This window comes from uncultured Thiodictyon sp., from assembly GCF_903946935.1.
Taxonomy (GTDB): Bacteria; Pseudomonadota; Gammaproteobacteria; order Chromatiales; family Chromatiaceae; genus Thiodictyon.
In genome coordinates this window covers 1-21,468 of record NZ_CAJAXH010000074.1, presented here as the reverse complement: position 1 = coordinate 21,468, position 21,468 = coordinate 1, and the positions used below count along the sequence as shown (strand labels likewise).

At 65.4% G+C, this 21,468-nt stretch carries 20 protein-coding genes; 16 read left to right on the top strand and 4 right to left on the bottom strand.

The annotated features are described in order from the left end of the window. Positions 1–137: 137 nt before the first annotated feature. Positions 138–491 carry a hypothetical protein gene (locus tag QZX93_RS06735; protein WP_295386142.1) on the bottom strand — a complete coding sequence of 118 codons (354 nt, stop codon included), beginning with the start codon at positions 489–491 and terminating at the stop codon, positions 138–140. Between the two features lie 570 nt (positions 492–1,061). On the opposite strand from QZX93_RS06735, the gene QZX93_RS06730 reads away from it, so the two are divergent. Then, on the top strand, positions 1,062–1,418 hold the full coding sequence (locus tag QZX93_RS06730) for a hypothetical protein (protein WP_295386144.1): 357 nt from the start codon (positions 1,062–1,064) through the stop codon (positions 1,416–1,418). Then, complete coding sequence (locus QZX93_RS06725) at positions 1,415–3,712, top strand: ATP-dependent helicase (RefSeq protein WP_295394461.1); 2,298 nt, start codon at positions 1,415–1,417, stop codon at positions 3,710–3,712. The genes QZX93_RS06730 and QZX93_RS06725 overlap by 4 nt, the downstream gene beginning before the upstream one ends. A gap of 193 nt (positions 3,713–3,905) precedes the next feature. Here the strand turns inward: QZX93_RS06725 and QZX93_RS06720 are convergent, their stop codons facing one another. The 3 genes from QZX93_RS06720 to QZX93_RS06710 form a co-directional block, all read right to left on the bottom strand. Then, on the bottom strand, positions 3,906–4,706 hold the full coding sequence (locus QZX93_RS06720) for a tRNA(His) guanylyltransferase Thg1 family protein (protein ID WP_295387312.1): 801 nt from the start codon (positions 4,704–4,706) through the stop codon (positions 3,906–3,908). 20 nt (positions 4,707–4,726) lie between these two features. Beyond that, entirely contained in the window at positions 4,727–5,923 is a 1,197-nt protein-coding gene (locus tag QZX93_RS06715) for an RtcB family protein (protein ID WP_295387315.1), read from the bottom strand. 533 nt (positions 5,924–6,456) lie between these two features. After that, a complete protein-coding gene (locus QZX93_RS06710) occupies positions 6,457–8,034 on the bottom strand; it encodes an RNA-binding protein (RefSeq protein ID WP_295387318.1) in 1,578 nt (525 codons plus the stop codon). Positions 8,035–8,554: 520 nt separating this feature from the next. On the opposite strand from QZX93_RS06710, the gene QZX93_RS06705 reads away from it, so the two are divergent. The 14 genes from QZX93_RS06705 to QZX93_RS06640 all read left to right on the top strand — a co-directional run bounded on the left by QZX93_RS06705 (position 8,555) and on the right by QZX93_RS06640 (position 21,350). Further along, positions 8,555–9,007 carry a MerR family transcriptional regulator gene (locus QZX93_RS06705; protein ID WP_295387323.1) on the top strand — a complete coding sequence of 151 codons (453 nt, stop codon included), beginning with the start codon at positions 8,555–8,557 and terminating at the stop codon, positions 9,005–9,007. 15 nt (positions 9,008–9,022) lie between these two features. Then, positions 9,023–11,428, top strand: coding sequence for a VIT domain-containing protein (locus tag QZX93_RS06700; RefSeq protein ID WP_295387329.1), 2,406 nt, complete (start codon positions 9,023–9,025; stop codon positions 11,426–11,428). Between the two features lie 285 nt (positions 11,429–11,713). After that, positions 11,714–12,433 carry a DsbC family protein gene (locus QZX93_RS06695; protein ID WP_295387334.1) on the top strand — a complete coding sequence of 240 codons (720 nt, stop codon included), beginning with the start codon at positions 11,714–11,716 and terminating at the stop codon, positions 12,431–12,433. Between the two features lie 247 nt (positions 12,434–12,680). Continuing rightward, entirely contained in the window at positions 12,681–13,103 is a 423-nt protein-coding gene (locus QZX93_RS06690; protein WP_295387339.1) for a TraV family lipoprotein, read from the top strand. A 103-nt stretch (positions 13,104–13,206) separates the two neighbouring features. Beyond that, a complete protein-coding gene (traA, locus tag QZX93_RS06685; protein WP_295387344.1) occupies positions 13,207–13,572 on the top strand; it encodes a TraA family conjugative transfer protein in 366 nt (121 codons plus the stop codon). A gap of 48 nt (positions 13,573–13,620) precedes the next feature. Next, on the top strand, positions 13,621–13,989 hold the full coding sequence (gene traA, locus QZX93_RS06680; protein WP_295387349.1) for a TraA family conjugative transfer protein: 369 nt from the start codon (positions 13,621–13,623) through the stop codon (positions 13,987–13,989). Positions 13,990–14,109: 120 nt separating this feature from the next. Then, positions 14,110–16,509: a type IV secretion system protein TraC gene (gene traC, locus QZX93_RS06675; protein WP_295387354.1), complete on the top strand. Its 2,400-nt coding sequence runs from the start codon at positions 14,110–14,112 to the stop codon at positions 16,507–16,509. Then, the gene (locus tag QZX93_RS06670; RefSeq protein WP_295387357.1) at positions 16,502–16,861 is read left to right on the top strand and encodes a hypothetical protein; all 360 of its coding nucleotides are present in this window, start codon (positions 16,502–16,504) and stop codon (positions 16,859–16,861) included. Before traC ends, QZX93_RS06670 begins: the two co-directional genes overlap by 8 nt. Beyond that, positions 16,858–17,016: a hypothetical protein gene (locus QZX93_RS06665; RefSeq protein ID WP_295387383.1), complete on the top strand. Its 159-nt coding sequence runs from the start codon at positions 16,858–16,860 to the stop codon at positions 17,014–17,016. The genes QZX93_RS06670 and QZX93_RS06665 overlap by 4 nt, the downstream gene beginning before the upstream one ends. Continuing rightward, positions 16,988–17,080 carry a S26 family signal peptidase gene (locus QZX93_RS06660; RefSeq protein WP_366759861.1) on the top strand — a complete coding sequence of 31 codons (93 nt, stop codon included), beginning with the start codon at positions 16,988–16,990 and terminating at the stop codon, positions 17,078–17,080. The genes QZX93_RS06665 and QZX93_RS06660 overlap by 29 nt, the downstream gene beginning before the upstream one ends. Beyond that, positions 17,067–18,266 (top strand): TrbC family F-type conjugative pilus assembly protein, encoded by a 1,200-nt coding sequence (locus QZX93_RS06655; RefSeq protein WP_295387361.1) that lies wholly within the window; start codon positions 17,067–17,069, stop codon positions 18,264–18,266. The genes QZX93_RS06660 and QZX93_RS06655 overlap by 14 nt, the downstream gene beginning before the upstream one ends. Positions 18,267–18,298: 32 nt before the next feature. Beyond that, complete coding sequence (locus QZX93_RS06650) at positions 18,299–19,375, top strand: TraU family protein (RefSeq protein WP_366759852.1); 1,077 nt, start codon at positions 18,299–18,301, stop codon at positions 19,373–19,375. Positions 19,376–19,501: 126 nt separating this feature from the next. Then, entirely contained in the window at positions 19,502–19,762 is a 261-nt protein-coding gene (locus QZX93_RS06645) for a hypothetical protein (protein WP_295387367.1), read from the top strand. Positions 19,763–20,144: 382 nt separating this feature from the next. Then, positions 20,145–21,350 carry a hypothetical protein gene (locus QZX93_RS06640; protein WP_295387374.1) on the top strand — a complete coding sequence of 402 codons (1,206 nt, stop codon included), beginning with the start codon at positions 20,145–20,147 and terminating at the stop codon, positions 21,348–21,350. The last annotated feature ends 118 nt before the right edge of the window (positions 21,351–21,468 follow it).

The window sequence follows — 21,468 nt, the reverse complement described above, 5'->3', positions numbered from 1 at the left end:
GGACCTGCGGCGACGGCTGGCTCAGGACCTCGGCGGCGAGGGTTTCGGTATCGATTGCGCGGATCCGGGCAAACCCCCGCAAAATCCGCTGCTCGCCGCGGTCATGGCGCTCGTGGCCTAAGTGAAAGAGGGAAACTTCAGCTACCAAAGCCAACATCAGATGGTCGGACGATCACGCGCCACTCGTTGTCCCCGATCATCGCTGGGGTGGAGCCGAACACCGCATCACTGGGCATGTCTCGTTCCTCTTCCCAGGGGTTACGGGGTAATTCCCGCACTGCAACGGCCTGCATCAGCTGGGCTTTGACATCGGCCAGAACCTTGGGTTTGCTCTTCTCGAAGGCCACTCGGAAGCCAGCCCTCAACAGTACCTCGCTCATTACATTGACCGGTAGGCATGACAACGCATCAAGCGCTCCCTTGAGATGGCCGTCCTTTACGGACGCTGAAAAGCGCTCTATCGGCGTCGCGGGTCGTGGTGTGCCGCTCATCGGAACCTCAGTAATATGGAAAGACTAGAACCATGGGGAGTAGCCTAGCAAGAACAGCGCAAGGCGTAAAGCGTAAAACGTAAAGCAATCTATTTTCATCGCTATTGACGCTATTGAGCTGGCCGCTATAATGGCAACTATAGCGGGTAGCGACGCGCGGTCGAGGCGATCGAAATCCTGGGGTCTGGCGCGTGGAACCGAGCGGAAAAGGGGGAGACAGAGTTCGGCGAACGAACGAAAAGATGCCAGAAACCAGTGGCTAAGGATGCTGTTGGGCGGTGTGGAACTGAGGCGTGGAACACTACCGATGCGTACAGTCGCTTGCGAAGGGGACGCAAGAGTGGCCATGGCGCTTCGCTAGCCGCGCAGTGCTGGCTGGACTCAGGCGGCTTGTACGCTGACACTCCACCTCATCATTTCTCGCTGTACTGATATGACAATCTAAAGCGAAGCATTCGGACGGGCAAGTGATCCGTAATGGCATTCGGAATTCCCGTCCCATCCGTACCGCGTAGTCGGTTAGCGGTAGTCCCAGACCCGTAGCCAAACCAAGGCCAAAGAGAGAACACCATGACGCCTGAAGAACGATTGACCCCGCTGCAACGCGCCCTCTACGAAGCCATCAGCGCCGTGAGCGAGGATCGTTGGTGCGCGGGGTGGCTGATGGGCATCGAGTACCAACTGTGGGGCGAACTTCACGACGGCAGCCAAAGGCGTGGAAACGACGCGTTGGACGACGCGCAGCTGGAAACGGTGCGCGCCCTGTCCGACGAGGTCGGTGGCTGGATCATCTGGGCCGATGACCAGTCCCACCCGGACTTGCCGAGTGCTGAGTGGGGGCCGCGGTTCGTCCCGCTGCCAGAGTGGTTGGCAATGGTTGCTGCCGAACGCCAAGTCCCAACCCACGAGGGAGGTGCTCCCCCGTGATCACGCTACCCGACCCGGTCGGCCAAGCCTCCTCTGGCTACACCGACGAACAACTGCGTGCCATCGAGCACACCGGCGGCCACAGCCTGACCTACGCCGTGGCAGGCTCCGGCAAGACCCACATGCTGGTCGGCCGGGTCCTGTTCCTGCTGGAGCAGGGGGTGCCGGCGGAACGCATCCGCGTGCTCGCCTTCAACCGCGAGGCGGCCAAGGAGTTCCAGACCCGCCTCGCGGGCGCACTGCCGACGCACCGCGCCGCGCCCAAGGTGTCCACCTTCCATAGCCTGGGGCTGTCCCTCACCGCACTGTTCGAGAAGCATGAACTGCTGCCCCGCCGCCGCCTGGAAGCCAGCGACGCAGTGGAGAAGAAGCTCGCCCGCGAGGCCGCGCTGGCGGCGCTGAAGGAGGAGGGCAGCGACGAGTACCCGAGCCAGGATGCCTTCGAGGAATTTCGTGCCTTCATCGGGCTGGTCAAGTCGGACCTGCTGTCCGCCGCGGACGCCTTCCGGACCTTTGGCCTGCTGCCGTCCTGCGCCTACTTCGTCCGGGCCTTCGCGCGCTTCGAGCAGGCCCGCGAGCGTGCCGGCCTGCGGTTCTTCGCCGACCTGCTGTCGGACCCCGTGGCGGTCATGCGCGCCAACCCCAAAGCGCTCGCGCTGGTCACGAACAAGCTGGACCTGGTGTTGGTCGATGAGTTCCAGGATCTGAGTCGCGTCCAGGTGGAGTTGCTGATCCAACTGGTGGGCACCCGGGCGCACCTGAACGCGGTGGGCGACGATTCGCAGTGCATCTACGCCTGGCGCGGCGCCCGGCCGGAGGTCATGGGCAGCGAGTTCGCCCGGCACTTCCCCGGGGCGACCCGTTACACCCTGTCCCGAACCTTCCGCTTCGGCCACCGGGTGTCGCTGGCCGCCGCCCAGTTGATCGGCAACAACCGCAACCGCATGGACACCCTGTGCGTCTCGGCACCGTCCACGCCGGACACCGGCATCGACGTGATCCGCGCCACCTCGGCCGGCGACCAGTCCGCGGTGGTGGCGGCCATCGACGGTTGGCGCCGCGCCGGGCGGTCGCTGCGCGAGGTCGCGGTCCTCGCCCGACTCTGGGCGCAGACGCTGAGCCTGGAACTGGCCCTGCTGGAGCGCGACATCCCCTATGTGAAGGCCAAGGACGACCTCTTCCGGGTCCCGGAGATCGCCGGCCTGCTCGGCTACCTGCGCCTGGCCGCCGGCACCCTCTTCGCCGAGCCGCGCGCCCGCGAGATCGTCCGGCACATGCTCGCAACCCCGACCCTGTGGCTCACGGCGGCCACGCTCGATGCCTTGGCGGATGCGATTGTCCGCACCTCCGCGCAGGCCCCGACCCTGCTGATGGAGACCGCCCGCCAGGCCAAGAAGCCCTATCACGAAACGCGGATCGCCGACCGTGCGCAGCTGTGGCACGAGGCCCTGGGCTGGGCCGATCGGCCGGCCGCCGATGCGCTGCGCTGCTACGCCGCCACCACCGATCTGGTGAGCGCCTTCGCCACCTCGGCCACCAGTGAGGCGGCGGCCGAAAAGGAGTTGGCCTATCAGACGCTGCTGGACTGGGCGGTGCGCACCCGCACCACGGTGGGTGAGTTCGTCACGCGCATGGATGCGCTGCGGCGGTCCCGCGAACGCTATGAGGCCGGCGGCGATGCGGTGCTGCTGTCGTCGATTCACCAGGTGAAGGGGCGCGAGTTCCCCCTGGTCATCGTCACCGGGCTGGAAGACGGGCTGTTCCCGTCGCGCCGAGCCAGTGCGGAGCCAATGCGTGAGGAGGAGCGGCGGCTCGCCTATGTGGCGATGACCCGCGTCCAGGAGCAACTCCTGCTGGTCGTGCCGCCGGATGCGCGGTTCGATGCGGCTTGGCTGGGCATCCCCACCCGCGGTCCCGGTCAGGCCAAGACTGCCGCCAGCCCCTTCGCCTTCGAGGCCAACCTGCGCACCAGCACGGCACTCGGGGAGGCGATCACCCGCCGGCTGTCCGGCGCCGACCCCGGCGCGCCCTTGCCGGAGGCATCGCTCCAGGCGGCACCGGTGCTCAACCGTTATCTGGGGGAGGTGGGGCTTGAGGAACGCTACCAACCGTCGGCGCAGCCGCCGACGGCCCCGGTGCCCCCCGGCGGCTGGGGCATCAACGACCGGGTGCGACACCCCTTCTTCGGCGAGGGCCTGGTGGTCGGCATTCGCGACCAGGACATCCTGGATATCAACTTCGGTGGGACCCGCCGGTCCATCAAGTCGGGCGTCGTGGCCATGGAGCGGGTGTGAAGGCGGTCGAAGCGTGATGGATGCACTGCTCTTTCCATGGGGGGGAGACAGTCCTGCTCGCCGATGCCGACGCGCAAGGCAGCGCCCGGGACTGGCTGGGAATTGAGGGCCGGCTTTCCCGTGATCGGTCTGGACCGGCTGACGCTCGATCGGGATCTGATAACTGCGGCAAGTTCTGCTCCTGGGGTTTAGGTTAAGGGGATGATCCGAGGTCACCATCCGCAGCGCGGAATTCCAGTCCCGCGAGAAGCCGCCTGATGGCGGCGGCGTAGTCGTCCTTCCAGGGCAGCTCGTCGTCCGTGTAAAGCGACCTCCGGCGCGCTAGGGTCTCTTTATTTGTCAGTGGGTTATGGCAGACGATCTGTCTCTCCTGCCAGTAAACGCCAAAGCCGCGCTTCTGCCAGCTCGGCAGGGCATCGAAGTTGATGCCGTGCTGGAACAGCAACTCGTGCTTGTCGGTTCGGCTCATGCCCTGCAAGCGCCCGGCGACCGTCCGCGCACTCAGCCCCTGGCCCCGGAGTAACCAATAGGCATGGCCATTGAGGCAGCAGCGTGCCGCGTCGTTCATGCGCCAACGCAAATAGTCCACCACCTGCTCCGGTCCGGGTAGGACCGAGAGTCGGGCGTCGAAGGCGGCTGCTCGCCCCAGGGCCAGCGAGAAAGCGCTGCTGGCCTCACCGGCCAGGACCGAGATCAACTTGCGCGGCTTGCGCCCGAAACTGCCATCGTCTGGGTGGAACAGCAGAGAAATCTCGTCGCTCTCGCTGTAGGCCAGCAGGATGTTGAAGCCACACTCCATCAAGTGGCGGCTGGTGGCCGCCATCAGGTCGTGAAAGCCGCGGTCGAAGGGCGCCTCGAAGTCGCAGACCTCATGAGTCAGTCGGGTGAAGCTCCGGCCGTCCAGGCGGGCCACGATCTGGAAGCCCGGTGGAATCGGGACATCCAGCGCTGCCTCGAAGCGGCGCATTCGGGTCTCCAAGTCGTCACTGCGCACGATCGATCTCCAGATATCAGTTACCCCTTCACGCAAACGACCTGCTTGAGGGTATGCACGACCTCCACCAGGTCCGCCTGGTTGGCCATGACCTGGTCGATGTCCTTGTAGGCGCCCGGGATCTCGTCGAGCACTCCCTTGTCCTTGCGGCAGATGACCCCCGCGGTCTGGGCTGCCAGGTCTTCGACGGTGAACTGGTGCTCGGCCGCAGTGCGGCTCATGCGCCGGCCGGCGCCGTGGGCGCAGGAGCAGAAGCTCTCCGGGTTACCCCGACCGCGCACGATGTAGCTGCGCGCCCCCATGCTGCCGGGGATGATCCCCAGATCACCCTCGCGCGCGCGGATGGCCCCCTTGCGGGTGACCCAGACGTTCTTACCAAAATGATGCTCCCGGTCCACATAGTTGTGGTGGCAGTTGACCACGGCCATGGTCGCCTGGAAGGGCGGCAGGTGCCGGGCCAGGGCCGCCAGGACCAGTTGCATCATCTGGTCACGGTTCTCTCGTGCGTAGGACTGAGCCCAGGACACCGCCTCCACATAGTCGTCGAAGTGCTCGCTCCCTTCGGGGAAGTAGGCCAGGTCCCGATCCGGCAACTGGATGAACCAGCGCTCCATGTCCCGCCGGGCCAGTTCGATGAAGTAGTGGCCGATGGCGTTGCCGATGCCCCGGCTCCCGGAGTGCAGCATCACCCACACCTGATCCGCCTCGTCCAGGCAGACCTCGATGAAGTGGTTACCGCCGCCCAGGGTCCCCATCTGGTTCACCCAGTTTGAGAAGCGCCCGAAGGCCTTGAGCAGTTGCGGGTGCTTCCCGGTCATGGCGGCGAGCTGGGCGTCGAAGGGCCGAGCGACCTCGGTCAAGGCGCGCTCGTCCTTGTGTTGGTTGCGGCCGACCGGCACGTCCCGGCTGATCTGGTCGAAGAGCTTTTTCAGGGACTTCTCGTCGATGTCGTTGGCGCGCAGCGACAGGCGCACCGCCGCCATACCGCAGCCGATATCCACCCCCACCGCGGCCGGGATGATGGCCTGGTGGGTGGCGATGACGCTGCCGATCGTGGCGCCGATGCCGCTGTGTACGTCCGGCATGGCGGCCACGTGGCGATGGATGAAGGGCAGCTTGGACAGGCTCACCAACTGCGCCCGCGCCGAGGGGTCAAGCTCGTCGGTCCAGACCTTGACGGGCTTCTCGCCCTCGGTGATCACTTGCTTGATGGGCATGGTTGCCTCCTGGCCCGACCAGTGCGCCGGGACCTGCGAAAAAGGTGGCAGCGACAAGGGTGTCGACGTTTGGGCACGAGGCCCCCAGTGCTCTACCGACTGAGCTACACCGCCTGCGCGGTGGCGGGAATCGAACCCGCGACACATGGCTCCCAAAGTAACGCTGACGGCATTCGCTGCCGAAACCGAACAAAAAAGGCGACGACAAGGTGGCCGACAGTTCCTTTTCCCAGCCCGTCAAGCAGGCCGGTAACCCGGGGCGATCCCCCGGTGCGAGTTCCCAACCGCTATTGCCATGTACTGCCGAACCGCATTCGTCGCGAAATCGTTGCCCCACGGGCGGGACAAGGGAATGTCGAAAGACGAGATGTTTTCAAGACATGTACTCCCGACTGCATTCCCGCCCGTGGGGCGAACCTGTTACAACTTCTTCATTTGTTGCCCTGCGGGCGGGACAAGGATGGTCGAGAGGAGTGGGCATGATTAGCAGTCATGTACTCCCGACCGGCATTCCCGCCCTCAGGGCGAACCCTTTACACCTCCACTGCCTCAATGGCCGCCACCCAATGCTCGCCGTCGTGCTCGCCCCGGGCGAAACGACCCAGTACCTCGAACACCGCATCGGAGAATCCGCCGATGTTGAGGATGTCCGCACGGCTCACCACCTGGCTGCCGGCATAGGGCTGCAGGTCCAGGCATACCAGCCGCGCGGCCGGATTCCGTACCCGGAACGCCTCCCACTGGCGCAGGGTCTCGGTAGCCCCGGCGTGTTGGCTGTCCATCCAGGACTCGTTGTCCGAGCAATACAGGACCAGATCGCCGCGGGCCTGCCGCCCGTTGAGCCAGGCCAGCGGCTGGCTGGTATTGGTCCCTCCGCCGCCGGTCCGAGCCAAGACCTCCGCATTGGTGGTCACGCTGTCGCGCGGGTTGAGCGCCAGCGGCCGAACCTGGTCATCGAAGGCGATCACCTGCGCCGACGGGTTGCGCCGCAGGATGGCCGAGGCAATCAGCGCCGCAGCGTCCCGGCAGGTCACCTGACTGCTCGCGCCCTGGCGGGCACCCGTGACCGGCGCCCCCATGGACCCGGACACATCGGGCAGCACATAGACCTTGCCCGCCAGCACCGGCACGTTCTCCAAGGCGATCTCCATCGCATCCTGCAGGGCCTCGCGCAACTCGACCGGTACGCGCTCATCCAGCGCCCGCCAGGTGGCGAGCAACTGGAAGGGGAGCACCCGGGCACGGCGGATCGTCTCACCATCCCGCAACCGGGCCGCCAGGTCAGACACCAGGCCGTCGGTTCCCCCCTCCGCGAACACGCCATGCCGTGCATAGGTGTTGAGGTTCATCCGCAGGGTCTGCCAGGGCGCCCGGCGTGCGATCTCGATCCAATGGACCGGAGTGAGCGGCAGGGCCGTCAGCAACTGGAAGTTCACCGCCGGCAGCGGTGCCTTCCGATCGTCCGCGGCCAAGGCCGCCTTGAACGCCTCGTAGGTGCGCACCTGCTCGGGCAGTTGTTCGGCCGCGACGGTCCGCCCCAGTAGCCAGCCATAGACGGCCTCACGCTCGGGGTTCACCGGCCGCGGATGGACCATCTTGATGATGTCCGCCAAGGACGGCGACTGACCTACTGCGTCGTTCATGAGCTGCGCGACGGCCCTATCGTCCAACCACCGTTGCACCATCCGCTTGGGCGCCGAGCCCAGGGACTTGCGACCAAGCACACCGGAACGAAGGACCTGCACGAAGTTACGCAGCATCCGACCGTTGTCGACCACCTGCTCGAAGGCGCGGCGTGCCAGATCCGGCGAACTCAGGGTGAGCATGGCCACCAGGACCGCCGGGGTGTCCTTCATGTACCCGTGCCGACGGGCGAAGACCGCGGTCTTCGCCACATAGAGCGGGTCCACCTGACGTGCACAGTCGAGCAGCGCATCAAGTTGCGCTTGTGCGTTGGCGTAGAAGGCGTTGCCCAGGGTGCCGGTCATGACCAGTTGCGCCAGGGCGGCCTTGGGCGGCAAGGCATAGGCCAAGCCCCCGGCCTCATTGACGGTATCGGCGCCCGGCAGCAGACGGCCCCGGCTGGATGCGAAAAGTTGCTTGTTCGCCATTGCTCCCTCCCTTCGGTAACGGGCACGGCTTGTCCGTGCCTGGACGGCGGGGGGAGTCATCGGCCGGAAAAGTGGTACCGGTTCTCTTGCTGCCCCGCCAGATCGGCTGACGGGGTTGCCGGTCAGACAATCAGATGGTTTTGGACGTCGTAAAGCCTGGGCGGTTATTGCGCCGCGACTTAGCCGACTGTAGGTCGTATGGGCGGTTGTCCGCCATGACTGCGCTGCATGGGTCCTGAGATATTCCGTGCGTCCAGGCAGCACAGCACCCACCGCCAAGGCAGGCGGCTGACAGTGTGACGGTGCAATGGTCAGGACGTTGAATGCTCACGGTACCCTATACGATTAACTGACGAAGCCGGGCGAGGTGCCCGGCAAGGACGCGGAATTTACGCCCAAAATCCATCGGCTGCAATAGACGTCAAGCGACGCGACGCAGTCCTAAAGTGTCGGCGGTTTCCGACCATGGAAAAGATTAAAGCACTTGTTTCGCGACAGTGCAAGTGTTTCAATGCGGCCCATGACAGACCTACCAGTCTCCGAACCCAACTACCCCCTGTCCGAGCTCTGCGTCCTCGCCGATCTGTCCGCGCGCACCCTGCGCTATTACATCCAGATCGGCCTAGTGGACCGGCCCCAGGGGGAGACCCGGGCGGCCCGTTACGGCCCCCGCCATCTGGAGCAACTGCTTCAGATCAAGAAATGGACCGCGGCCGGGGTTTCCCTGGAGCGTATCCGTGCGCTGCTGCAGGGCGAACCACCGCCGGTGCCGCCACGGTATCAGGCGCTGGGATCGGTGACGGTCTATAGTCATCTGGCAGTAGCGGCGGGCGTGGAGGTGGTGATCGACCCGGGGCGGGCGGGGCTGACGCCCGAGCAGGTGCGGTCCTTCGTGCAGGGCGTGATGGCGGCCTTCGCCGCGGTGACCGTTGAGTCATCCGCGGACGGTGCCGCGAAACAAGAGCAACAGTAAGGTAGGGGCGAGACGATGGAACTGGATGCGCGTGCGCGGTTGGAGAGTCGGGATGGTCGGCCGGCGATGCTGGAGGGCCTGGTCGCCACCGGCGATCTACGGGGGCTGTTGCTGGAAATGTCCGTGGAACAGCGCTTCCGCAATACCGCCAAGACGAACATGGAGGTGGTCTATCGCTTCCCGCTCCCCTGGGGGGCCGTGCTGCTGGGCGTGGACGTCATCCTCAACGGGCAACACCTGACCGGTTCGGTGGTCGAGAAGCGCCAGGCCGAGGCCCGCTATGAGGAGGCCCTGAGCCAGGGGCAGTCGGCCATCATGCTGGAGCTTAAACACGACGGCAGCTACAGCCTGAACCTCGGCAACCTGCTGGCGGGTGAGGTCTGCCAGATCACCTTGCGCTACGCCCAGGTGCTTGCATTCGAGCAGGGTGGTCTGCGTCTGCTGATCCCGACCGTGATCGCCCCGCGCTACGGGGACCCGGTGCGCGACGGCGGGTTGCAGCCCCACCAGGTCGCCGAGTTCAACCTCCTGGCGGTCTATCCCTTCGCGATTCGTCTGCGCCTGCACGGTGATCTCGCGCGGGCGCGGGTCGCCTCACCGAGCCACCCCATTGCCGTGGGTCGCGAGGATGGCGTCGGTGCGGATGTGCTCACCGTGTCGCTGGCCCGGCAGGGCGCCCTGGATCGGGATTTCGTGTTGGTGATCGATCAACTGGCCCAGCCGTCCGTGGCCGTCATGGCGCGGGACCCGGTTGCGGATCCCAGTGGGGACCAAGTCGTGGTGCTGGCGAGTTTCCTGCCGCGGATGCCGGTTCAGACCCGGGGTCAGGCGCTCAAGATCCTGGTGGACTGCTCCGGGTCCATGGCGGGGGACAGCATCGCCGCCGCGCGGCGGGCGCTGCAGGCCGTCCTGCTCCAGTTGGGGCCGGCGGACCGCTTCTGCCTGTCGCGTTTCGGCAGCACGGTCGAGCATCGCTCCCGGGGGCTGTGGTCGATGACCGAGGTGAGCCGCTTGGCCGCCCAGCGGTGGGTCGGGGCACTGGAGGCGGACCTTGGGGGCACCGAGATGGAGAGCGCCTTGGTTTCCACCTGCGCCCTGGCGCACGGCGGCGACAGTGACCTGTTGCTGGTCACCGACGGGGAGATCGAGGCGATCGACCGGCTCATCGAGACCGCCCGGGGCACCGGCCACCGGGTCTTCGTGGTGGGGATCGGGGCCAGTCCGGCGCAGGGGCATCTGCGCCGTCTGGCGGCGGCGACGGGTGGGGCCTGCGACTTCGTCGCCCCGGGCGAGGCGGTGGAACCCGCGGTGCTGCGCATGTTCGCCCGGCTGCGGTCACCGCGGCTGTCGGGGCTGCGCCTGGTCTGGCCGGAGGGTCAGGTACCCCTGTGGGTCTCGCCTCTGGCGACCGCCATCTTCGACGACGACACGGTGAACTGCTTCGCGGCCTTTGCGCGCGTGCCGGCCGGCACGGTTCGCCTGCTGGGGGTGCCGCCGGGTGAGACGCAGGCCACAGAGATCGCGTGTGCCACCCTTGATGATCCTGGCCTCGCTCCCGGCAGCGCCCGTGGGGGTGACGCCTTGGCGCGGATGGCCGCCATGGATCGGATCCAATCCCTGTCGGCCGCAGACGCAGTCGACCTGGCCGTCGCCTACCAGTTGGTCACGGACCGGACCAATTTTCTGCTGGTCCATTCCCGGGTCGAAGGGGAGACGCCGACGCAGATGCCGGAACTCCACCAGGTGGCCCAGATGGTCCCGGCGGGTTGGGGTGGGACGGGGTCGGTCGTCAGTCCTGGCGTCCGGTTCTCCCTGGCCGAAGGGTCCGCGGGCGAGCCGCTGCCACCGTCCCCCGCATCGGTGTGCGTGTATCCGCGTGCGTCGTCTGCCGGGCCGAGCGCCCCGATAGGCGATGACCAGGACTCGCTGGAACTGCCCGCCTTTCTGCGACGGGCTGACACTGGCAGCCAGCCGTCGGCACCCGGCCCAAGGCGGCCGGCCGACGCGCATCCCGGTCGAACGCCGCTGGCCCTCTCGAACTGGTTACGCAAAACACCCCGCAACCGGTGGCCGAGAACCTATCGGGAGCTACAAGCCATCGGCCTCGCGGCCGAGGTCCTGGACTGGTTGGAACTGGTCGTGGCCTTTAGTGACCCCGGACACTGGGAGGAAGAAACGGTGGTGACCACCTTCCTCCACTGCCTGTCCAGTGACGAATTCCACACGTTGCTAGCCCGGCGCGGTCGCATCGCCGACACCGCGCGGGCCATTGTCCAGGGACTGCAAGGGGCTCTAGCGGGTCGGCCTGAGGTCAAGACCGACGGTCAGGTAGACCCCATCCTGGCCGCACGCATTCTTACCGCCCTGCAGGGGATCACTGCCGACCACTGGCCGGATAGTATTTTTAGCCTGACCACTTGAGTCGCAGCGGTGATGCGGGGTTCAGGCGACTCGGCTCGCACGTTGGGGGGGCCGCCCAAGGATGAGTAAAGGCTAATTTCGCACACCGAATGCCTTGCAGCGTGGGGTGGCACAGCGCAGGCGCTTCAGCGCTGAACCCCCTCACCAGCCCCCACCTCCCGCATTCCCCCCTCCAAACGGGCACCTTGCGCCCTCACGCGCCGAGCTTGCGTTACGGCATCCTTGCCGCACGTCAATTTTCCGTGCGGCCTCCACTCGATGCGTCTTCTCCGTCTGTCGAAATTCATGCTTGCTGCGATCCTGTCGCAGTCGGTCGCCGCGTCGGCGGCGCCCGGGTCAGTCCCGGGGGCCGGCCCCTTGGCCGATGGCGTGGCCATCAAGCACATGACACGCCTGCCGGTGGCAGGCATCCAGGCGGTCGAAACCACGGATGGCCGACTCCTCTTCATCACCGACAACGGCCGTTACCTGATCCGGGGCACCGTCATGGACCTGTGGCACGGCGCGGAACTGACCTCCTACCAGCAGGCCGAGACGCTGGCCGGCCGGATCGATCTGCGGCGCCTCAAGCTCGATGCCGCCGACCTGGGGGCGATCAACGACGGGGCCGGCCGCGATGTCATCGTCTTCGTGGACCCGCAATGCGAGCACTGTCGCGCGCTGTATCAGGACCTGCCGGCCCTGACCGATCGCTATCGGTTTCGGCTGATCCCGCTGCCGCTCTCCGCGCCGTCGCAGCCCGTGGTCCTGGCGCTGCACTGTCTGGCCGCGACCGATCCCGCGGCCGCGCTCAAGGCTCTCTTGGCCCACGACGAGCCGTTGCCGACGCCGACCGGGTCCTGTGGCCAACAGACCGCTCAACGCACCCTGGTCACTGCCCAGATCCTAGGCATCCAAGGCACGCCGTTCCTGATCGCGCCGGACGGGCGCATGCACCAAGGGCAGCCCAGCGACCTGGCCGCTTGGCTGGAACCGTTGCAGCCGACCGGTGAGGACCGCCAATGATCCCATCAATGCCGCGACTCGCGCTCATTCTCATCGCGCTGGTCCTGAGCGCCTGTGCGGAAAACACCAAGTATGCCTGCCCAGGAATGCCCGATAAGCCGATGTGCCTACCACCGTCTGAAGTTTACGCCATCACCGATGGTCAGGGACCCTCACCGGCCGCGGCCCGGCGTCCCAGTACCCTCACCACCCGCTGGCAGGTGCCGTGCTGTGGCGGTACCACTAACCAACCCGGGAGCTTGCAGCCATGATCAACCGGAGGGCGTGTGCCTACGTCGCGTGCTGTCTGGCGGCCTGGTGCCTCAGCGGCTGTATTCCGCTCGGGGCCACAAAAGCCACCGTCCGGTCCGACCCCGTTGACCAGCGACCCGCGGAGTTCACGCCGAAACAGGCGTCCTCCACCACGATGCAGGTCTGGTTGGCCGCCTGGGAGGACCAGCGTGGTGACCTCCATGCGCCATCGACCGTCTACGTCGAAGTCGACCCTACCAAGTGGAGCTACGGCGAGCAATCGCCGTCCTCCCGCTACAGCGTACTGCGCCCACTCCAGGTGGAAACACGCGCCGAATCGCCACCGCCGCCGACCGGAATAGGCGCAATTGTCGGTATCGATCCACGCACTCAGGCCGCCATACCGCCGCCGCCAAGTACCGGCCGGCGCGGCGCCTAATGAAGTCGATGTCCTAACGGCCAACCCAAGCAACGCTTATCGGGCGTATTGGGTCCGCTATCCCATCATCCACCAATATTCAACCAGACAAGAGGAAACGACCATGCCACTGAGTTATCCAGCGCCACCGAGGCTCGCGTCCGGTCTATCCCGCCAACAGCTGATCCGGTTGACGGTTCTGGTCGTATTAGCCATCGCCATGCTGCTGGTGGGTACGGCACATGCGGGTACGACCGGGACCGAATTTACTCCGCTCTATACCATGCTCACGGGTTGGATGACCGGTTACTTGGGGCGCATTGTCGCCGCCATCTTCATCATCGTCGGCCTGATCGCGGGGATCACCCAGGGTAGTGTCATGGGTTTCGCCACGGGCATCGCGGCCGGCGTCGGCATGTTCCTGGCGCCGAACATCATCGACGGGACGGTCACGGCGACCCTGCCCGTCATGGTCATCGTGGGCGGCTAAGAACGCCACCCACCCACAGCAACATTCAAAGAGCCAAGACCCATCACCATGAAACCGAATACTCCCTTATCGAACCATCTCCCGTCCGCCCTGTCCCGCCCACCGGTGGCCGCAGGCGCGTTGCTGGTCCTGTTGACCATCCCCGTACTGTTCACGGCGGGAACGGCACACGCCGGTACCGGTGGGACCGAATTCACCCCGCTCTACACCATGCTCACCGGCTGGATGACCGGCTATCTGGGACGCATCGTCGCGGCCATCTTCATCATCGTCGGCCTGATCGCGGGGGTCACCAAGGGTAGCGTCATGGGCTTCGCCACGGGTATCGCGGCCGGCGTCGGCATGTTCCTGGCACCCAACATCATCACCGCGACGGTCACGGCGACCCTCCCTGTCATGGTCATCGTTGGCATCTGAGCACAGCGTCCCGCACCGACCGGTATCCGGTCGACCGGGGACGGCGTCAGTCCTGTCCCCCTTCGTGGATGCCCAGCCAACCGCTGGTCATCTGCTTGTCTTCACTGGAAATGATCGCTCATGAATCACCGCACGTTCCAAGGCCAGCGGGCCGCTGACCTCTTCCCCGTGCTGGCCTACGATTCCGACACGCACCTCTTCCAGTGTGACGACCGCACGCTCGGGTTTGGTTTCGAGTGCGAGCCGCTGGCCGGCGCGGACCCCGCGCAGGCCGACCGCCTGTCGATGCTGATCAATCTGGACTGGCCCGCCAACACCCTGATGCAGATCGCCCTCTGGACCTCGCCCGACCTGGAAGAGCAACTGGCGCGGATGCAGGTGCTGCGCATCGGCCATGGCGATGAGTTATTGCGCACCACCACCCAGCGGTGCGCCCAGTTTCTGCGGGCCGGGACCGATCGCGCCCTGGGTCCCGGCAGCGATCTGCGCCTGCGCGATCTCCAGGTGATTGTGACCATCAAGCTGCCGCTGGCCGAGACCGTCGCCAACGAGCACGAACTGCACGAGGCCAAGGAGCTCGCGGCCGCCGCCTTCCAGGTCCTCAAGACTGCCGGTCTGTATCCGCATCCACTGACCGCGGACCGCTATGTCCGCATCATGATGGTCATTCTGAACTGGGACCCGAAGGCGGGATGGCGCGACCACATCGTTCCAGACTGCGATCCCAATCTGCTGATTCGCGAGCAGGTCCTGGATTTCATGCACGCCATCGAGGTCGACGCCAAAGGCATCACCATCGGCCCTGAGCGCATTCAGACCATGAGTGTCAAACGCTTCCCGGACCGCGTCGGGTTCGGCATGGCAGCGCGCTATCTTGGCGATGCCATGTCCGGCTCACGCGGTATCCGCCACACTGTCCTGGTCGTGATGAACCTGAGTTTTCCCGATGCGGAGAGCAACCGGGTGCAGCTCAACGCCGGGCGCCAGTTTGCCACCCACCAGGCGACGCCGCAGCTGGTGAACTATCTGCCGGCGCTCGCCCATCGCAAACATGGGTATGACGTGCTGTTCCAGCTACTGGATGACGGTGATCGGGCCGTGCAGTGCTACCTGGGGCTAGTGCTGTTTACGCCCCAGGCGGAGGCGAACGCCGCGGCCTCCAACTTGCGCACCTACTGGCGGGAACTCGGGTTCCAGGTCATGCCGGACCAGTTCTTCAGCCTGCCGCTGTTCCTGCACTGCCTGCCGTTCGGGCCGGACCGCGAGGCGTTACCCAACCTGATGCGCTACCGGACCCTGGCGGCCAGTCACGTCACGGCCCTGATGCCGGTGTTTGGCGACTGGAAGGGCGCCGGCGATCCGGTGCTGAATCTGGTCGGGCGCAACGGCCAGCTCATGAATCTGGATCTGTTCGGCTCGCTCAGCAACTACAACGCCGTGGTGGCGGCCTCCAGCGGCTCGGGCAAGTCCTTCCTGGCCAACGAGTTGATCTCGACCAATCTGAGCATTGGCGGGCGCTGCTGGGTCATCGATGTGGGCCGCTCCTACGAGAAGCTGTGCGACACCCTGGGCGGGCAATTTATCGCCTTTACCCGGGAGTCGAACATCTCGCTCAATCCCTTCGAGCTGATCCGCGAATGGGGCGAGGAGGAGGACGTGATCATCGGCTTGGTGGCCGCGATGGCGGCACCCACGGAACCCCTGACCGACTTCCAAACCGCGGGCATCAAACGGGTGCTCAAGGACGTGTGGGACGCGTTGGGCCACGCGATGAACATTGACGCGATTGCCACGGCGCTCACCGCCTGCACCGATCAGCGGCTCACCGATGTGGGCATGCAGCTCTACGCCTTTACCTCGGCGGGGGAGTATGGCCGCTGGTTTCAAGGGCACAACACCATCGCCTTCGACCGGGACCTGGTGGTGCTGGAGCTCGAAGAGCTGAAGGGCCGCAAGCACCTGCAGCAGGTCATCTTGTTGCAGCTGATCTACCAGATCCAACAGGTCATGTACCTGGGACACAAGGGACAGCCGAAGCTGGTCATGATCGACGAGGCCTGGGACCTGCTGACCCAGGGGGATGTGGCCAAGTTCATCGAGTCGGGTTACCGACGGTTTCGCAAATACAACGGCGCGGCGATCACCCTGACGCAGTCCCTGGCCGACCTCTACGCCAACCCGACCGGGCGGGCCATCGCCAACAACAGCGCCCACACCCTGCTCCTGGCCCAACCGGCGCACGCAATCGACCAACTGCTGGCCGAAAACCGGCTGCCGATGGGCGAGGGGGCGGCGGAGCTGCTCAAGACGGTGCATACCGTACCCGGTGCCTACTCCGAGATCATGATCCTCACCAGCGACCGCGGCGGCGGCATCGGCCGGCTGGTGGTGGACGACTTCCGGCGGCTCCTCTACTCGACCCGTCCCACCGATGTTGCCGCCATCCAGCGGCTTCAGGCCGGGGGGCGGTCGGTCACGGAGGCGATCAACCAGCTGCTGGAGGACCGTGCCGGTGCCTGAGTCCGTCGCCATTGATCCGGGGTCGCCGGTCACGGCGCCACCCACGCGCGGCCGGGCAAGCCGGTTGTTCCTGGTCGTCATCGCCAGCCTGGCCGGCGCGGCGGGCGGCTATGTCGGTGGGCAGTGGGCGACCCGCCCCCTGGTCGCCGAACTGGCCACCCGTCCCCCGGTGATCATCATCGACATCGCCCGCGCCATGCGCGGCGTGCCGTCCGACCAAATGGGGGTCACCATCGCGCGGCAACGCGACCTCGCCCGCCAACTGGCCGACGGCGGGGTGCTGGTGCTGGACGCCGCGGCGGTCATCGAAGCGCCCGCGGCCCTCTTCCTGCACCCGCGGGGCACGCCGTGACCGCACGCCTCAATCCGCTGGCGACCGGCCAGTTCTGGCGCCGCGCCGGACCACTGTTGCTGGTGCTCGCCGTGCTTGGGCTATACCTCGGGACGCGCTTTCGGCTCGCCATCGACTGCGGTCTGGATGATGGGCGACACCCCCGACAGTTATGACGCCCGCTATTGGGGCGCGCTCCCCCTGGCCCAGATTCGCGGAAGAGCCTATGCGATATTTTAGAGTGGGTACCACCCTGCTGGGTGTGCTCATCACCCTGGTGGCCTTACCGACCCTTGGCGCCGACGCCGACCCCCTGGGATTGCGGGCCATCCGCGATCAGGCGCACGCGATCGAGACCGCCGCTGGCCGCGCCCAAGCCCCGGCCTGGTTACGCACGGCACCCGACCCGGCGGCGGCCAGCGCCGGCGCGGCGTTGGGGCAGACGGAACTGGATCGGCAGGGGCAGGCCCCGCCGTCCGCCGCGGCCTGCGAGGACCTGGGGCAACTGTGCGGCGCACCGCAGCCGGCCGCCGGGCCGCGTGCCGGCGTTGCTTCCAGCACCGGCATCACCTACACCGTCTTCGTCTCCCGCGCCCTGGGCGCTGAGGCCTTGCGGGCGATCTTCCGCGGGGCCATCGGTGCGGACGTGCGCGTCGTTTTTCGTGGCATCAACCCGGGCGAGCGGATGATGGACGCCATCCACGCGATCCAGGCCCTCCTCAAAGACCTCGACCCACTGCCCACGGTCGAACTCGATCCCACGCCCTTTCGCGACGCCGGGATCACGGTCGTGCCCGTCATCAGCGCCCGCGACGCCACCGGCGAGGTGGCCCGGGTCAGCGGCCTGTCGGCGCCGGACTGGCTGCGTGCGCAGTTGGGCGCCGGGACCCGCGGCGATCTGGGGGTGCGCGGACCGGTGGTCGCCTTCAGCGAACCCGACCTGATCGAGGAGATGCAGCGCCGCTTCGCAGCCCTAGATCTGAACGCCATGCGGGAGGCGGCCATCGGGCGATACTGGCAGCGGGCCGCCTTCGAGGGGCTCCCCGCCGCCACTGCGGCCCGGGAGCGCACCATCGATCCGACGATCACGGCCAGCGCCGACCTGATCCTGCCGGATGGGACTGCACTGATCCGCGCCGGTGACACCGTCAATCCGCTGGATCGACTGCCCTTCACGCATCGCCTGGTCATCTTCGATGCCTCCGATCCCCGCCAGGTCGAGATCGCCCGCCGTCTGGGCGAGAGCGCGGGGGCGTTGCGGCCGCTGTATCTGGCCACCGCCTTCGACCGCATCCAGGGCTGGGAGGGTCTGCGGGCGCCTGGACGCCCCGGTCTATCTGCTCACCCCGGACGTGCGCGCGCGGTTTGCCTTGGAGCGCGTACCGGCCATGGTGGAGGCGCGGGGCCAGGTCTTTGTCATCAGTGAACTACCCGTCGCGCAGGCCCCGGAGGCCCGTCATGAGTAACCGCCCGGACCGAACGCTCATCGCCACGCTACTCGCGTGGTCGCTTGCGCTGACCAGCCTCACGCCCACCACGGTGCTGGCGTCCAATCCGGGCTGTCCGGATGCCAAGCTGTTCTCCGCAAAACTGATCACGGATATCTGCTGGGCCTGCCTGTTTCCGATCCGTATCGCCGGGCTGTCCCTCTTTGGCGGGAGCGTGCCGGCCGGGGCGTCGCGCCAACCGGCGTGCCTGTGCAACGACGGCGGGGGCTTCCCGCATCCTGGGCTGACGATCAGCTTTTGGGAGCCGGCGCGGCTGGTCGAGCTGACGCGGGCGCCCGGGTGTTCACCGACGCTGGGCGGCATGCGCTTGCCGCTGGGCAGCAAGCGGCTGCTCGGCACCTCGGGGAAGGCCGATTACGACTCCGGGGATGGCGGGTTCCAGAACTATCACTGGTACGCCTTTCCGCTGCTGTTCCTGCTGGATCTCTTCGTCGATAGCCGCTGCAACCGTGACGGCATCGTCGATTTCGACATCCTCTATCTGTCCGAGATCGATCCGACCTGGAACGACGATGAACTGGCCTTCTTCACCAACCCCGAGGCCGCCTGGCTTGCCAATCCCGTGGCCCTGGCCGCCTGTCTGGGCGATGCGGCGGCGGCCACCGCCGGCACCCCGCTGGACACACTCTTTTGGTGTGCCGGGACCTGGGGCAACCTTTATCCCTTCAGCGGTCCCCAAGGGACGCTCGGTTCGCGGGCGCGCGCGACCAGCCTGTCACTGACCCGCGCCTTGGCGGCACTGCACCGCCGCGGTCTGGCCCGACGCACCATGGGTGACGATGCGGTGTGCAAGGCGCCGATCAATGTGGTCATGAAGAAGACCGGTTACAAAATCTCGATGTTCTACCCCCTGCCAGAAACCCAGCGCGCCCACGTCATCGGTGAGAGTCCATCGTTCGCCAGGATACCCTCGACAACACCGCCTTCAAGGCGCTCATCGCCACCGGCACTGGAACCGATCCGGTTCCGGTCCCCACCCCCGGGCCGTATCCCGCCCCGCCCGCTCCCATCATCCCCGGCGCACTGAGCCGGTTGTTCAATCAGGTGCAACGGACTAAACTGCACCCCGGCTATGCTGACGATCTCAGCCGGGAACTCGGCATCGTGGTAATCGCCGCCGTGGTCGATGATCCGGCGCCCGAGTTCACCAGCCGTGCTGGAGCGATACGCCAAGGGCTTCCGGGTGTACATCCATTGCACCAAAGGCCATCATGGCGGAATCGTCGTTGAAAGCCGAATCAATGGTGGTGGTTGGGAACTCTACGGCCATTTCACCCGGGGCAGCGTCTACGATGACCGCCCGCTCGCCGTCCCCCACACACCGGAAAGCCGCGATTATCGTCTGTGCTGGTGGGGCAAGGACGAGCCCCACGGTGATTGGAGCGCGGTCGTGACGGTGTTGGTGGGAGATTGAGTCCAGAGAGGGCCGGTCGGGAAGACCGGCCTTGATTGCCAGCCATTCGGCTGGCTTCTATGAATCGGCGGCGGATGACGGGTTAGTATCCCAGCACATAGTACATAATGCCATCATGTGTGGCCTGGGAATGGCGGATTGTCCTGCGTCTATCCGCCTTCCAGGTCTGATTGTCTGCTAGTATAATTGGCCCTACCCATTATCCCCACTTGCATGCCGGCGATGCCACTTGGGTATCGTTCTCAAAAGATATGTATACCCGAAACGCAGGCGACGTAGTTCTATGCTATTAAATCGGCTACTAATTTGGGCTCGAGACGCGATCCAACGACATCAGGTCTCCCTTAGCGTCCTTGGGGGCGCTTTCGCAATGGGCGCCAGCATGCTGACCTATTGGCAGTTCTGTGTGCCCGGGGATATGGAACGTCAGGTTAGTAAGCAGGCCAAGGCCAGCCAGGAGATGGCGGAACGCTTGAAGCATTCGGATGATGCGTTGCAACAATTGCTTCGCGCCTCTGCGCCCTGGCCGGTTGCGCCTATCGGTGATATAGATTCCACCATTCGCGAACAGATCCTCGCGGGAGACCTCAGGAAGGCAAAGCGAAACTTGATGCTCCAAGCCGAGCAATTGCGCGCGGAAAAGGCGCGAGCTCAGGGCACTGATCAGACCGTGATCCGGGCCAGACTTTCAATGCTCTATGTCTTCCTTTCCGAACTCGCCATGCGTGAGTGGGCGACCGATGATGCGCTCATGTATGCGCGGATGGCCTACGACTCGGACCGGGCAAGCCTAGCGGCCACCGAGCGCTATGTGCAGGCGCTTGGACTTGCCGGTTACGAGAACCTGGCGACCGGAGTGGTAAAGAGTGCGGAAGCCAACTCTGGACTGCCCACGGACTGGGAGCGCGCCTGGCTCAAATTCACTCGTTCACTCCCCAGCCTGCAAAAGATCATAGTGAGGGCCTTTCTGGATCGGCAGGCATTGAACAGGTCCAAACAATTTGACTTTGTCGTCGGTGGAATAGACGAGGTCAGCCAAAGCTCTGAGACACCCGATTTCCAAAGGGTGACTGCGGACCTCGATGCCGCGGACTTCGCCTTGGGGAAGGTCGCTCAGGACCAAGAAATTGTCGAAAAGCTGCGGGCGATCATCCAACAATTACGGGAGTTCGAGGGAGCATTTCTGCGCGTCAACACCGGGGATGTGCGGGGACTTTTTGCCCAGTATGTGATTTACCGGGAGCTCGCCGTGGCGTATTGGCTATCCAACGACGTTGCCCACTATGATACCTTCATGGCGAAAAGTGAGGATGCCCTAAAGCGAGCTGACTCTGTATCTCCCTGGTACAAAGTCATCGCCATGGCATTCGCCTCCAAGATCGACATGATGGGGCCTCCATTAGCCTACGAGACGAGCCGTAGAGTGCTGGTCCAAGCTGCAATGACCATTGAGCCAGGCAATATCCCTAGTTCCCTGCTGATTGCCGATAGGCCCGAGGAGATGATCGCGGTGCTTCGCTCCAATGCTTATTCAGACTTGGGCCTAGCCCTGATGATCCAGGGGCCTCAGAGCCTGTCTAGAAACTAAATTATTGATTTTATAGCAAAAAAATTGTAGAATCTCCGGAATCCATACGAAAATGCGATCTTATTCCGGGTTTCAATATGAATGAAGACAGCATCGAGTCGCCTGCCAGGTATCCTAG